The sequence below is a fragment of the Methylobacterium sp. CM6241 genome, from assembly GCF_054817845.1.
In genome coordinates, this window is the sequence record NZ_CM139246.1 from 804,229 (window position 1) to 818,697 (window position 14,469).

Annotated in this window: 10 protein-coding genes; 6 read left to right on the forward strand and 4 right to left on the reverse strand. The window is 65.5% G+C overall.

The window, feature by feature from the left end:
• Window positions 1-141 precede the first annotated feature (141 nt).
• Together ACYQR9_RS03785 and ACYQR9_RS03790 are read left to right on the forward strand one after the other, a co-directional pair.
• Entirely contained in the window at window positions 142-1,458 is a 1,317-nt protein-coding gene (locus ACYQR9_RS03785) for a hypothetical protein (RefSeq protein WP_461228753.1), read from the forward strand.
• Between the two features lie 221 nt (window positions 1,459-1,679).
• The gene (locus ACYQR9_RS03790; RefSeq protein ID WP_461228754.1) at window positions 1,680-2,408 is read left to right on the forward strand and encodes an ABC transporter permease; all 729 of its coding nucleotides are present in this window, start codon (window positions 1,680-1,682) and stop codon (window positions 2,406-2,408) included.
• A gap of 96 nt (window positions 2,409-2,504) precedes the next feature.
• Here ACYQR9_RS03790 and ACYQR9_RS03795 read toward each other — a convergent pair whose 3' ends face one another.
• Window positions 2,505-5,117: a bifunctional acetate--CoA ligase family protein/GNAT family N-acetyltransferase gene (locus ACYQR9_RS03795; protein WP_461228755.1), complete on the reverse strand. Its 2,613-nt coding sequence runs from the start codon at window positions 5,115-5,117 to the stop codon at window positions 2,505-2,507.
• A 99-nt stretch (window positions 5,118-5,216) separates the two neighbouring features.
• On the opposite strand from ACYQR9_RS03795, the gene ACYQR9_RS03800 reads away from it, so the two are divergent.
• Window positions 5,217-5,879 carry a class II aldolase/adducin family protein gene (locus ACYQR9_RS03800; RefSeq protein WP_461228756.1) on the forward strand — a complete coding sequence of 221 codons (663 nt, stop codon included), beginning with the start codon at window positions 5,217-5,219 and terminating at the stop codon, window positions 5,877-5,879.
• 563 nt (window positions 5,880-6,442) lie between these two features.
• Window positions 6,443-6,937: a Ros/MucR family transcriptional regulator gene (locus ACYQR9_RS03805; RefSeq protein WP_461228757.1), complete on the forward strand. Its 495-nt coding sequence runs from the start codon at window positions 6,443-6,445 to the stop codon at window positions 6,935-6,937.
• Window positions 6,938-6,952: 15 nt separating this feature from the next.
• Here ACYQR9_RS03805 and ACYQR9_RS03810 read toward each other — a convergent pair.
• Window positions 6,953-7,701, reverse strand: a protein-coding gene (locus ACYQR9_RS03810) for an IS5 family transposase (protein WP_461228758.1) whose coding sequence is annotated in 2 segments (ribosomal slippage) — window positions 6,953-7,369 and window positions 7,372-7,701 — 747 coding nt in all. Because the reading frame shifts where the segments join, the coding sequence is not laid out codon by codon here.
• A gap of 874 nt (window positions 7,702-8,575) precedes the next feature.
• On the opposite strand from ACYQR9_RS03810, the gene ACYQR9_RS03815 reads away from it, so the two are divergent.
• The gene (locus ACYQR9_RS03815) at window positions 8,576-9,355 is read left to right on the forward strand and encodes a restriction endonuclease (RefSeq protein WP_461228759.1); all 780 of its coding nucleotides are present in this window, start codon (window positions 8,576-8,578) and stop codon (window positions 9,353-9,355) included.
• 239 nt (window positions 9,356-9,594) lie between these two features.
• Here the strand turns inward: ACYQR9_RS03815 and zwf are convergent, their stop codons facing one another.
• On the reverse strand, window positions 9,595-11,118 hold the full coding sequence (gene zwf, locus ACYQR9_RS03820) for a glucose-6-phosphate dehydrogenase (protein WP_461228760.1): 1,524 nt from the start codon (window positions 11,116-11,118) through the stop codon (window positions 9,595-9,597).
• Window positions 11,119-11,392: 274 nt separating this feature from the next.
• On the opposite strand from zwf, the gene ACYQR9_RS03825 reads away from it, so the two are divergent.
• A complete protein-coding gene (locus ACYQR9_RS03825; protein WP_461228761.1) occupies window positions 11,393-12,889 on the forward strand; it encodes an endo alpha-1,4 polygalactosaminidase in 1,497 nt (498 codons plus the stop codon).
• Window positions 12,890-12,954: 65 nt separating this feature from the next.
• Here the strand turns inward: ACYQR9_RS03825 and ACYQR9_RS03830 are convergent, their stop codons facing one another.
• Window positions 12,955-14,391 carry an efflux transporter outer membrane subunit gene (locus ACYQR9_RS03830; protein ID WP_056454636.1) on the reverse strand — a complete coding sequence of 479 codons (1,437 nt, stop codon included), beginning with the start codon at window positions 14,389-14,391 and terminating at the stop codon, window positions 12,955-12,957.
• Between the last annotated feature and the right edge of the window lie 78 nt (window positions 14,392-14,469).

Genomic DNA, 14,469 nt, shown 5'->3' on the forward strand with positions numbered 1-14,469 from the left:
CGGGCCACATCCCTGGTGCGCCGCCACAAAAGGGCCGGGAAATGACCTACTGTCAGGGACGACGAATTTTGATGACAGGCCCCGCGACGCATGAGCTCAGCGCCCAACAACATCACGCGCTTGCCGACCGCGAAGGTAACCGTGCTCGAGACTAAAGACGCGCTGGTCAAGGAAGAGCGGGCCCGGGCCAACGAACTGGCGGTGAACGACGACCTCGAGATGCTCCCCCGGCGCGACGACGAAGCGCGGCGGGAACTGGCGCTCGAGGGCGCGGAAGACGAGACGTTCTCGCTCGTCCCGATGCCGCAGCCCGATCACAACTGGAGCTATATGCTGATCAGCTTCTGCATCGTCGTGCTCCTGCCGCTATGCCTGCTCGGGCTGTACTTTCTATTTCTCGCCACCCCGCAATACTTCGCCGAGTTCCGGTTCTCCGTGACCGAGGTGACGCCGTCGGCCGGCCCCCTCGGCGGCGGCGGCAGCGGGGGTACGACTGCAGCGGCGGTCGCCAGCGCCATGGGCGGCCACGGCGGGCCGGCGAGCGGTGGCACCGCACAGAACTTCGTCGTGATCGATTATCTCAAGAGTCGTCAGGTGGTCGACGAGTTGTCTCAGAATGTCGATATCCGCGAGATCTACAGCCGTCCTGAAATCGATTGGCCGAACCGGTTCGACAGGAGCCGGTCGGCAGAGCACTTGGTGCGATACTGGAACAAGATGATCTGGGCGAACTTCGATCCCCTCACCGGGCTCGCCTCCGTCGAGATCAAGGCGTTCCGGCCCGATGATGCCCTGACCATCGCCAACCAGCTCGTCACCTTGTCTGAGACCCTCGTCAACAAGATCGCCAAGCGTGCCGAGGAAGATGCCGTCAAGTTCGCCGAGCAGGAGGTCGTGAGGGCCAAGGCCGGCCTTGACAAGGCCCGCGCCGCCATGGCCGAGTTCCGTGAGAAGGAGGGAGTGATCGATCCGATTCCCAGCGTCGTCTCGGGCAACACCCAGCTCATCGGCACACTGCGCGGATCGGTGTCACAGCTCGAGGCGGATTACGACACGATCCGCAGGCAGAATCTCAGCGAGACAGCCCCCTCGGTCCTGGCCCTCAAGTCCCGCGTCCAGGCAGCGCGCGAGCAGTTGGCCTCTGTCGAGCGAGAGGTCTCGGGCAGCCGCTCTGGCCGCAATGTCCTGGCCGGAGTCGTGGCCCGGTTCGAGGCCCTCGATATGGACCGGCAATATGCGCAGGCGATCCTGCTCACCTCGCTGCAATCCCTCGACCGCGCACGAGCCAGCGCGGCCGCCCAGCACCTCTATCTCACGCCCTACGTTCGCCCGGCTCTGCCCGAAAGCGCAGGCGGCCCGCGCGTGTTCCTGTCGATGGTGCTCGGGGCTGTCATCCTGGCGGCGATCTGGTTCATTGGCCTGCTCGCCGTGCGCTCGATTGTGAACAGCCGAGCCTGACTGCGGTCGGCCTTCGGTCGTCATGACCGCCGGCGCGGCCTTGAATAAAATTCCGGCCTTTTGACGAGGCAACACCCGGCACCCGGCACCCGGTGCCGGTCACGCAACCCGCCACTCCGCGTCACCCGGCATACTTTGATCGCGACTGAACGATGGCAAACTCCTCGATCGTCCTTCCGGCCGCTTATTCGAAGCAGAGGGCACGACCGTGGCTGACTATCATGACGGCGTTGATCGTCCGGGATTTCGGAGTTCGCTTTCGTAACTTTCATCCTGCCATCGGCATTCTGCTTTTCATCGAACCGATCGTCGTCATCGCGACCGTAGCAGGATTGCGAATTTTTCTATTTGGAAAAGAACCTCCTTTTGGATCGTCTGTACTCCTCTTCATGGGAACCGGTGTATTCCCCTTTTATGTCTTCCGACGTTGTGCTCGCGGCGTTCGTAGCCTGAAGTCGCGAGCGGCAGAGTATTACTTCGTCAAACCATTCGATTTTCTTCTGTCTCGCTTTCTGATTCAAGTCATACAAAACCTAATCTTGATGACTATCTTCTTTCTTGGACTTTACATCTACGGTATTCGAGAGGCCGCACCTTGGTCTCCGGATATGTGCCTCATCAGTCTTTTCGCTATCACTTGCCTATCTCTGGGGATGGCACTCATCAACTCGAGCATTCAGTCGTATTTTCCCGGCTGGAGCAAAATCTACGCCTTTTTGAGCAGACCGATGATGATGTTCAGCGGCGCCTTCAAGACCGTCGACCTATCCCCAGAGCCAATGCGAACGATCTATTCTTGGAATCCGCTTTCGCATGTCATCGAGCTGTTCCGGCTAGGATTCTACCCGAACTATCCGCATGTCAGCTTCGATGGGGTCTATCTCACCAAATGGTGCATCGGCACGATCTTCATCGGGATCCTGCTGTACAACAATAAGGCCAAGCACTGAGAACGTTCACGAAACTCCCGGTCAGCGTCGGCTATCGCTCAGGGGGACGGCGCAACGGGAGTTTCGTGAGAGACACCGAGCCTTGCCCGGCCTCACTTACGGCTCGCCGAGAGCCAAACTCACCTTCATCACAGTGCCGTCATCCTTGTCCGGATGGGCCGAGAAGCCGAGGTTGCGGCACACGGCCAGCATGGGGCGGTTCTCTCGAAGGACCGTGCCCTCGATACGCTTCAGACCCTCCGCCCTCGCCCAGTCGATCATCAACTGCATCAGCGCGAAGCCGAGGCCGGTGCCCTTGCGATCGCTGCGGACCAGGATGGCGTATTCGCCGCTCTCATGGTTCGCATCCGCGTGCAGGCGGACCGCGCCGAGCATCGACGCCGTCTCCGCGTCGATGGCGACGAAGGCGATGGCGCGGGCATAGTCGAGCTGTGTCAGCCGGGCCAGGAAGGCATGGTTGAAGTCGCGCACGGGCATGAAGAAGCGCAGGCGCAGATCTTCGGCGCTGACCTGCTCGAAGAAGCTCTTGAACAGCCCCTCATCCTCTGGCCGCACCGGGCGCACGGTGACCCGCTCGCCCTTCAGCACAAGATTGCGTTCCCATTCCACCGGATAGGGGCGGATGGCGAAGCGCGGGTTTCGGGTGCCGCCTCGCCGCTCCGGACCGGGGCCGATCATCACGCGGGCATCCAGGGCCAGCACGCCGTTGGCATCGGCGAGCAGGGGATTGATGTCGAGTTCGCGTACCTCGGGCAGGTCGGCCGAGAGCTGGGCGAGCTTGACTAGGATGAGGCCGAGCGCCCTCCGGTCCACCGCCGGCACGTCGCGATAGGCGGCGAGCCGCCGCGCCACCCGGGTACGGTCGATGAGTTCGCTGGCGAGCCGGAGATCGAGGGGAGGCAGGCTAAGCGCCCGGTCGTCGATGACCTCCACGGCAACGCCGCCCCGCCCGAATACCACGACGGGGCCGAAGACGGGATCCTCGGCGAGGCCGGCAATGAGCTCGCGGCGCTTACCCTTGCGCACCATAGGCTGGACCGCGAACCCCATGATCCGCGCATCCGGCCGCTGCCGCCGGGCTCGTGTGAGGACGTCGGCGGCGGCGGCGCGCACATCGGCTTCGCTGGTGAGGTCCAGGCGCACCCCGCCGACATCGGATTTGTGGACGATGTCCGGTGAGACCACCTTGAGTGCCACGGCGCCGCCCTCGGCGATGATGGGCCAGGCAGCGGCTGCCGCTGCATCGACATCGGGGGCGAGCGTGAGCGGCACGCTGTCGATCCGGTAGGCCGCCAGGAGCTCCGCCACGGCGAGGGGATCGAGCCAAGTCTCCCCCGCATCCAGGGCAGTTGCCACGATGGCGCGGGCGGCCTCGACATCGGGTGAGAATTCCCGTGGGAGGGAATCCGGCGTGCGCATCAGGTCGTCCTGCGCCTCGCGGTAGCGGACCAGATGCATGAAGCCTTCCACGGCGTCGGCGTCCGTGGCGAAGCGCGGGATGCCGGCGGCGGCGAGCACGGCACCGGCCTCGCCATCGTCGCCCACCGTCACCGCGAAGACAGGCTTGCGCCGCCCACCCTTGCGCCGGGCGGCGCTCACCGTGTCGGCGATGGCCGAGGCGACACCGGCGCTGTCGGAGCGGGCCGTCGGCACGTGGATCGCCAGCACGGCGTCGTTGGCCGGGTCGGCGAGAAGGGGCCCAAGGGCGTCGGCATAGGCCTGCGCATCCGCCTCGACGCCGAGATCGGCGGGATTGCCGCCGAGCCCCGCCGCGGCCAGGGTGCCGCCCCGGTCGGCGAGCCTGTCGGCGGCGAGCGCGCCGATGCCCTCGCCATTCCCCAGGATGGCAAGGCGCTGGCCGGGGAAGGGGCGCTGCCGGCCCAGCGTCTCCACCGCCGAGAACATGGCGTCGAGCCCGTCGACGCTGAGCAGTCCCGCCCGCCGGAACGCCGCCTCGTAGACGGCATCCGGCCGGGCGAGGGCGCCGGTATGGGTCACCGTGTGGCGCAGAGGCGCCTCGTGGCGCCCCGTGCGCAGCACCAGGACGGGTTTGGCGCGCGCCGCCGCGCGGGCGGCCGACATGAATTTGCGCGCATTGGGAATCACGTTCAGCGACAGCAGGATCGCGCGGGTGTGGATGTCCGCGGCGAAATGGTCGAGGCAATCGGCGATGTCGATGTCGCAGGCGGCGCCGAGGGACAGGACGGCCGAGAACCCGACATCACGATGCGCGGCCCAGGCGACGATGCCGGCGGCCACCGTGCCCGATTGCGAGATGAGGGCGAGATCGCCGGCTTTCGGCGCCGCCGCGAACAGACTGGCATCCAGTTGGGCACGCGGTACGATCAGCCCCATGCTGTTGGGGCCGAGGAGGCGCATGCCCCATTGCCTCGCACGGTTGCGCACCGCCTCGCACAGTTCCTGAGACAGGCCGGACGTGAGGATGGCGGCCACGGCGACACCCCGGAGGCCCGCCTTTTCGACCCAGCCTTCCACCAACGCGGCCTCCGCGACGATCACGACTAGATCCGGCGTGTCATCCAGGTCGTCGAGGGTAGGAAGGCCCGCTTCGCCGACGAGATGAACCAGGCCGGCGAACCCGGCCTTCTCCAGATTGCCGACCACGGCTTGGCCGAGCGCGCCCCGGCCGAGGCCGACGACCGCGATCGCCCGTGGCGCCAGCAACGCCTCGAAGCGATAGGTGCTCATGAACTGGCGTGACCTTCGATCAGGCCGGCGCGGCGGAATGCGACATCACGCCGACCGGCACGGTATAAGGCATGGGTCTTTCGCGACTCGGGGAACCACATGTCAGAGCCAGAAGCTTACGAGATTTCCTGCGCCATCGTCGAGGCGATGCGGTCCCTGATCTCACTGGGACTGAGCCAGGGCACCGCCGGAAACGTCTCCGTACGCTATCGCGACGGCTTTCTCATGACGCCCTCCGGCATCCCGGCCGACGACTTGCGGCCGGAGGACATCGTGCCGATGACCATGGCGGGCGGTCATGACCATGCCCTCGCCCCCTCCTCCGAATGGCGCTTTCATCGCGATATCCTGCAGCGGCGACCCGAGATCGGCGCCGTCGTGCATGCCCATCCGACCTATTGCACCGCCTTTGCCATGTGCGGACAAGAGATTCCCGCCGTCCATTACATGATCGCGGCGGCGGGCGGCCCGACTATACGCTGCGCACCCTACGCGCCCTACGGTACGGAAGAGCTCTCTGTCGCGGCCGTCGCGGCCCTCGAGGATCGCCTTGGTTGCCTGCTGGCCAACCATGGCATGATCGCCATCGGCAGCAACCTCACGAAGGCGTTGTGGCTGGCGGTAGAGATGGAAGCACTATGCCGACAATATGCAGCCGCGCTGCAGGTGGGCAAACCAATCATACTGTCGGATGCCGAGATCGCCCGAACCGTCAGGCGGTTCGAAAGCTATGGGCCGCGAAGCCGGGACGTAGCGCCGTGAAAACATCCGACTCTGTCGGACGGAACGGGGTGCGATGATTACGTAGAACCGACTGCATCGCCCCTCATCTACGGCTTGAACGGTCTTTCGGCAGCAGATTCCCAGAAAAACTTTTCTTCTCCTGCGCAACGGGAGGCTGTTTCGGCAGCCGATTCGACGGACGCTTAGACATTCTTACAAAGCGTGTAGTTTATTTCGGAAGCCTACATTCAAAGTTGCGAAACTGACCTAAAATAGCTCAGACCTGGGCAGCGAGGTTCCAATTCAACAAATAAATTGCCGTTTCTATGGTCGCCTGCAATTTTTTTCAGAGCTTAGGGGATAAAAAAATCCTCTCCCTCCCGGTAACATCAGCCAATTCTGCGGTGCTTGAAGCTCCCCCAACAGACCTGAAGCTTCATTCCAGTTTTCATTAAGGATGTGGTCTTGCCATAGCCTCTTGCGCTTTGTTAATGGCTGCCCTACGAACTGCCTAGTCAACTCATGTTGATGACAAGACCCTTCCGCCGGCATCGATCGGTGCCTTGGGCCGGTCTAAAACTGTCCTACTTCCGGGGGTGAGCGTGGAACTCGAGAACGACGTTGTAACGGATTACATTGAGCTTACCGCCGACATCGTCTCGGCATTCGTGAGCAACAATTCCGTACCTGTTTCGGATATCGCAGCGCTGATCGCATCGATCCATGCGACCCTGAGCAACCTGACGGCGGCTGCTTCGCTGGAGAAATTCGAGCCGTTGACGCCGGCCGTATCCATCAAGCGTTCGATCACGCCGGACTTCATCATCTGTCTCGAAGACGGCAAGAAGTTCAAATCGCTAAAGCGTCACCTTCGGACCCGCTATTCCATGACGCCTGACGAGTATCGGGCGAAATGGAGCCTTCCGAGCGACTATCCGATGGTTGCCCCGAACTACGCAGCGGCAAGGTCGGAACTGGCGAAGAACATGGGTCTGGGCCAGCAGCGCCGGAAGACCCGCGTAAAGCCTCCCGCCGCCGAAGCCCCTACCTCTCCCGCACCGCGCGGCCGTCGCCCCCGCGCGGCTCTGGCCTCCTAGGCTCCGGACTCATAACTAATAGCTGACGGTTGCCGCGATGCAGACGGCAGCGAGATAGTGGGTTGCGAGCCTGTCGTATCGTGTGGCGATGCGACGGAAGTCCTTGATGCGGCCGAACATGCGCTCGATGGCATTGCGGCCCTTGTAGAGGACTGGCGAGAAGCACGGCTTCCAGCGCCGGTTGGACTTTGGCGGGATGTTGGGAGCGGCTCCCGTCGCCTCGATCTGCCGGCGGATGGCATCGCTGTCGTAGCCTTTGTCGGCGAGCAGGATACGGCACCGGGGCGAACGCTCGAGGAGCAAGGCTCCTGCCTTGCAGTCCGCGACCTGTCCGCCTGTCAGCAGGAAAGCGAGCGGGCGGCAGAACCGGTCGGTGAGCGCATGGATTTTGGTCGTGCGCCCGCCGCGCGAGCGGCCGATGGCCTGATTGTGCTCCCCCCTTTTCCGCCGGATGCGCAGCGATGCGCTTTCACGGCCGAGGAATCGATGAGCACCTGTGAGGGTGGACCGCCAGCCTTGGCCAAGATCTCGAACAGATTGGTCCAGACACCCTTGGCCGCCCAGCGCCCGAACCGGTTGTAGAGCGTCTTCTTCGGACCATAGACCTCGCGCGGTGCATCCGCCCAACGCCCGCCCGACTTCAGCACCTGGATGATGCCGCTGATCACCCGACGGTCATCGACGCGCTCCTTGCCGCGCGTATCTGTCGGTAAGTGCGGCTCAATCTTCGCAAACTGTGCGTCCGTCAGCCAAAACTCGTCCATCCGGTCTTCCTCCACGGCAAACGAATCACAGACACTCCTGCCAAGCCAAATTTATGGGTCCGGAGCCTAAAGCCTCTCTGCCGAAGCGGATGCCGCTTTGGCTAGAAAGAGCGTGACACAACGAAGGCCTGGAGCTGAAGCAGGATGAGACGACGCGGGAGATCGCCTCGTCTAAAGCATGCACGGTAGGACGAACACGGAGAGCTGCATTCGATTTGACTCGGTCATGTCGGATGCAACTCTACGCGTTTTTGTTCTCTCGTTTCGGGCTTGCGAACGCTTCATCGAGCTTCGTCGCGGAATCAGAAGCTCTCTCGCTTGAGAAGGCGAGTGGTACCCCGCTCTCTCACGTGCGGACGATAGGTGTGCCGCATCGATGGGGCCGCCGTGAGCGGATTACTCGTTCGGGACGCCAAACGGATGTGCTCGGTGCTATCGGGGCCGGCACACGGCCCAATGGCATCCTCATCCACAAGAAAACTACACAGATATCATCGGTCGCGATCACACATCGACCGAGCACATCTCCGATGGAACGCTTGCGCTTTCCTGTCCCGAGACTCTTTGGGGCCAAACTGCATGCAAAATAATAAATAATTCCCCCGTTCGCACGGTAGCATCATCCACTTTGTGCGTTTCCTTCGCAAACACACTTCGATGTGAATGGATTCGCACCAATCCAGGGGCATGAATCCCATCATTGTTGCCTGATGTCGATTGACGACATCCGATTTCGTCTCGCGCAACACAGCACTATCGGAGCAGGCGGTTTTTCTGGCGTGAGCCGACGTTAGGCCCGTCGCAAGACCCTCCCGGCATTCTGCGAAAGAGGGCGCGGCCGATGCGGGCGCGTTGGCAGCGGGAAAGGGTGCGCATGTCCGGTCGATCGAGCCTTGTCGCGCGCCTGTTCTGGACCACCCTCCTGGGTGGGGGCCTGGCCTTCTGGTTCGGACTCCCCGCCCTGGCGGCGACCGGCCTCTGTCTCTGCCTGATCCTGCTGCATCGCCTCGACAGGCCCCGGCGCTTCAGGCGGACAGTGCGCCGGCTCGCGCGCGCGCATGCCGAGACCCTCGCCCTCCGCCGCCGCCAGGAATGTTTCGAGGACGCCTACGGCAACCGGATCGACGATGGCTGGCTACGTGAGCGGGATTACTTCGCCGAGCGGACGATCCTGCCGCATCTCGATGCCAAGGGCTTCACCGACCTCGCCGACACCCGCTGGCCGATCGTCCTCGACATCATCGACGACGTTGCCCTGTCCGTCGCTCTGCCGGACGAGGACGAGGCCCCGGAAGACGGCATCGCCTACGAGCGCTTCTGCGCCGAGGCGCTGCGCGAGGCGGGATGGGCGGCGCGCCCGACGAAGGCCAGCGGCGACCAGGGGGCCGACGTGGTCGCCGAGCGCTCAGGGATCCGCCTCGTCCTCCAGTGCAAGCGCTACACGAAGCCCGTGGGCAACGCGGCGGTCCAGGAGGCCTCGGCGGCCGCACGCTATTGGCAGGCGGATATGGCGGCCGTCGTCTCCAATGCCGGCTTCACCCCCGCCGCGCGCAGGCTGTCGGGCGCCACCGGCGTCCTTCTCCTCCACCACGATGCCTTGCGCACGCTCGCGCCCATCCGCAGATCCCGGCGGCTTGACGCTGAGCCAGCCTAAGAGACCTTCGATCGGACTTCTCAGCGGCGGCGCATGCCAAAGTCGGCCATCCGGCAAGGTCCATTTTCCCAAGCCGACCACCTCTTCCTGAGGTGCCCTTTGCTTCAGCAAAGGGCTTTGAGCGAGACTTCCAGTGGGCGCGCGATCCTTGGAAGCCTCCTTCGAGGCCGCTACGCGGCACCTCAGGATGAGGGGAAGCCTTGGGAAAAACACCTTAAACAGGCCCAGACGCGCGAGCCTCACCCCTCCGCGAGAGGCAGCCAGGCCCGCCCGTCGCGGGCGAGCAGGGCATCCGCCCCCGCCGGTCCGTTGCTGCCCGCCGCATAGAGCTCCACCGGGGCGTCGCCCCAGGCCCGGATCAGGGGATCGACGGCGGCCCAGCCCGCCTCGATGGCGTCGGCCCGCTGGAACAGGGTCGGGTCGCCGATCATGCAATCGTAGATCAGGGTCTCGTAGCCGACGCTCGGCGCCTCCGTGAAGAAATCGCCGAACCGCACGGAGGAGGTGACCGCGCCGAGGCGCATCTCCGGCCCCGGCCGCTTGGCGTTCCACTGGGTACTCAGCCCCTGGTCGGGGTCGATGTGGAGGTGCATGACGTTCGGCGCGAGAGCGGTGCCCGCGAACAGGCCGTGGCTCGGCGGCTTGAAATGCACGGCGATCTCGGTGAGGCGCCCGGCCAGACGCTTGCCGGTGCGCAGGTAGAACGGCACGCCGGACCAGCGCGGGTTATCGATGGAGAGCTTCAGGGCCGCGTAGGTCTCGGTGCGGGAGTCGGCCGAGACATCGGCCTCCTCGCGGTAGCCCCGCACGGCATGCCCATGCTCCTCACCGGAGGCGTACTGGCCACGCACCGCCTGATCCGGCGTCACCGGCCGCACGGCTTCCTCGAGCCGCGCCTTCTCGTTGCGGATCTCCTCCGCATCGAAACTGGCGGGCGGCTCCATCGCCACCATGGACAGAAGCTGGAAGAGGTGGTTCGGCACCATGTCGCGAAGTGCGCCGGTCGGCTCGTAGAAGCCGCCGCGCTGCTCGACGCCGATGGTCTCGGCGGCGGTGATCTGCACATGGTCGATGTGGCGGGCGCTCCAGATCGGCTCCAGCATGGCATTGGCGAAGCGCAGCGCCAGGATGCTCTGCACTGTCTCCTTGCCGAGGAAGTGATCGATGCGGAACACCTGACACTCGTCGGCCTGGTCCAGGATGCGGGCGTTGAGGGCGCGCGCCGAGGCGAGATCGGTGCCGAACGGCTTCTCGATCACCACGCGGCGGAAGGCGCCTTCCCCCTCCTTCAGCAGGCCCGCCGCACCGAGATGGTCCACCACCGGGCCGAAGAAGCGCGCGGACACGGCCAGGTAGAAGATCGCGTTGCCGCCGATGTCCTGGGCGAGCCGATGATACGTCTCCGCCGCCTCGAAATCCCCCTTCGTGAAGGTCAGGCGCTCACGGATGAAGCCCCAATGATGGGGGTCGATGGAATCCGGGTGGAATTCGGAGGTGTGGTCCTGGGTGAAGGACTGCATCGTCTGCGAGAGGTCGTCGCGCCAACCCTCGCTCGTCCGGTCGTTATGGTCGATACCGACGATCTTCAGCCCCTCGGAGAGCAGCCCGCCGGCGGCGAGATTGTAGAGGGCCGGCATCAGCAGGCGCTTCGTCAGGTCGCCGGCCGCCCCGAAGATCACCAGGGTGCAGGGGGGGGCGGTCTCGACCTCGGAACTGGCGAGCTTCTGCTTGCCGTCGCTCGCTGGGACGTCGGATCGGCTCATGGGACGGATACTCCGGGATGGATCGGCGACGCGGGTCAAACCGGATTTGCGCCGTGCCGTTCCGATCCATGGTGCATAGCAGCGATCACGCTGCCGTGGTGGCGGAACATGGCCCGTGCTCGACGGCCGACATCGGACGCATCGCTTGCATCGAAAACGCCGGATCGATCGAAGCCTCCGTTAAGGGCTTGCGACCCCATAGAGAGGCCGAACGTCCGCCACGCCCAGCAGGACGCTCGCCGCGACGCGGCCGAATGCGAGGACCGATCGACCCATGGTCACCTTCAGAACCTCCACCGGGACCGTCGCGGTCGAGACCTGGGGATACGAACTGCAAGGACGCGATGGCGCGCCCCTCGACCGGGATCTGCTCGCCTCGGCGACCCATGACCTCCTCGTCATCGATTCCTCCCGCGACGGCACCAACGCCCTCCGGTTCTCGGCTGATGACATCACGCGCATGAAGGACGGGATGGGCGGCCGTTCCATGGTCGTCTCGTACATCTCCATCGGCGAGGCGTCCGACTTTCGCGATTACTGGCAACCCGGCTGGACCGAGACGGGACTGGCGGAGGGCGACCTCGGCGCGCGGGCGCCCGATTGGCTCGGGCCGCTCAATCCCGACTGGCCGGAATCGCGCAAGGTGCGCTTCTGGGACAAGGAGTGGCAGGACATCCTCTTCAACGACGCGCGGACGGGCGATTTCGACGCCATCGTCGCGGCGGGTTTCGACGCGGCCTATCTCGACATCATCGACGGCTACTATTTCTGGGGCACGGAAGTCGCCGCCGAGGACCGGCAGGCCGGCGACCCCGTCTCGGTGAAGCAGGCCGCGCAGCGCATGGTCGATTTCGTCGTCGCTCTCACGGAACACACCCGCGAGACCAACCCCGACTTCTTCGTCATCCCGCAGAACGGCGCCTGGATCCTCAACGATCTCGGCAACGATACGGCGCGCAGGGAAGCCTATCTCGACGTCATCGGCGGGATCGCGGTGGAAGACCTCTATTATCGCGGCGCCCGCGACGAGAACAATCCGCTCCGGCCCGATGCCGAGACGATCGGGATCCTGAAGCAGGACTTCCTCGGCAACGGAAAGCCGGTCTTCTCCGTCGATTACGTCAACGGCGCCGAGCGCGTGGCGGAGTTCGATGCCCTGGCCCTCGTCGACGGCTTCATCCCCTTCGCCGCGCCGACGCGCGGCCTCGACCGACTGGTCGGCACCCATGAGGGCGACCCGGCCTACATCCTGCCGACGGGCAAGGCCGACATCCTGCGGGGCAGCGTCCTCGCCGACCGGATCGACGGGCTCGCCGGCAACGACAGGGTCGACGGGAGGGCGGGCGCCGACCGGCTCCTCGGCGGGGCGGGAAACGACAGGCTGTTCGGGGGCGACGGCAACGACACGCTTTTCGGCGGCGCCGGGAAGGATCGCCTGAAGGGCGGGGCGGGCGACGACGTCTTCGTGTTCGCCACCGCCCTCGATGCCCGGAAGAACGTCGATCGGATCACCGACTTTTCGCGGGCCGACGACACCGTCAAGCTGGACGACGACGTCTTCCTCGGGCTTGCCACCGGGCGGCTCGCCAAGGGCGCCTTCGCCATCGGCACCCGAGCCTCGGATGCGGATGACCGCATCCTCTACGACACGGCGACGGGCGATCTCTTCTTCGACCGGGACGGTTCGGGGGCGACCTACAAACCCGTCCTGTTCGCGCATCTCACCAAGGAGACGGCCCTCGCCGCCTCCGACTTCCTCATCATCGCCTGATCCGCGCGGCGCCGCGCACCGTCACCGCCCGTGCAATCCCTCGCCATCCGCCCGCAGCGGACGGCTCACTCGTCCGTGCGGACGGCTTGGCCCCGGTCGATCGGCAGGCGGTCGCCCTTGAGTTCGTCGGGTGTCGGAAGGCTGCGCACGTCCCAGCCGCCGCCCAGCGCCCGGATGAGGCTCACCGCCGTGGTGAAGCGGTTGAGCCGCACCTGCAGGGCGGTCACCTCGTTGTTCAGCTCCAGCGCCTGGGCGGTGATGACCGTGGTGAAGTTCTGCGTGCCGGCGCGATACTCGTTGAGGGTGATCTCCACGGCGCGGCGGGCCGAGGCCACCGCCTCCTCCTGCGCCGCCTGCTGGCGGGCGAGGATGCGCACGCCGGCCAAGCCGTTCTCCACCTCGGCGAAGGCGGTGAGCACGGTCTGGCGGTAGGTCGCCACCGTGGCGTCGTAGGCGGCTCTCGCGATCTGCACGGCGGCGGTGCGGGCGCCGCCATCGAGGAGGGTCTCGCTGCCGGCGGCGGCCACCGACCAGACCTGGTTGGCCGCCGAGAAGACGCCGTTGCTGGTCAGCCCCGAGACGCCGCCCGAGCCCGAGAGGACCAGGGTCGGGTAGAAGGCCGCCACGGCGACGCCGATCTGCTCGCTCTGGGACTGCACGCTGCGCTCGGCCTGCGCGATGTCCGGGCGCCGCTCCAGCAGGGCGGAGGGAATACCCACCGGAACCGCAGGCGGCGTCTTCGGCAGGCTGCCCTTCGGCAGGGACAATTCGGAGGGCGGCCGCCCGATCAGCGTCGCGATGGCGTGTTCGAAAGTCGCGCGCTGCAGGCCCACCGCGATGGCCTGGGCCTGGGTCGATTGCACCTGCGTCTGCGCCGTAATCACGTCGGAGCGGGCCGCCACGCCGGCATTGTACTGGTTCTCGGTGATGGCGAGGCTCTTCTTATAGGCCTCCACCGTCTCGTTCAGCAGGCGCTGCAGCGAATCCTGGTAGCGCAGGCTGAAATAGTTGGTGGCGACCTCGGACTGGATCGCCAGGCGCACGGCCGCCAGATCCGCCGCGCTCGCCTGGGCATTGGCGACCTCGCTCTCGATGTTGCGCCGGATGCGGCCGAACAGGTCGAGCTCCCACGAGGCCTGGGCCTGGAGCGAGACCGAGGTGCGCTCGGTGCCGAGCGTCCGCGAGCGCGTGATCGTCGGCGCGCCGATGACGGTGGGGTAGAGCGCCGAGCGCGCCTGGGCGACGAGGCCGCGCGCCTGGTCGTAGGAGGCCAGGGAGACGCGCAGGTTCTGGTTGTCCACGTCGACGAGGCGGATCAGCCGGTCGAGGGCGGGGTCGCGGAACACGCGCCACCAATCGCCGCGCTCGGCCCCGTCATTGGGCTGCACCGCGCGCCAGCCCTTCCGCGTGGCGACATGGGCCACGCTGTCCTCGCGCATTCCGCCCTGCTTGAACGCCAGCGGCGTCTCCACGGAGGGGCGGGAGTAATCGGGCCCGACCATGCAGCCGGAGAGGGTTGCGGCGAGGGCGAGGACGGGCAGGCACCAACGCCCCTTCCCTCCCCCCTTTGCGGGGGAGGG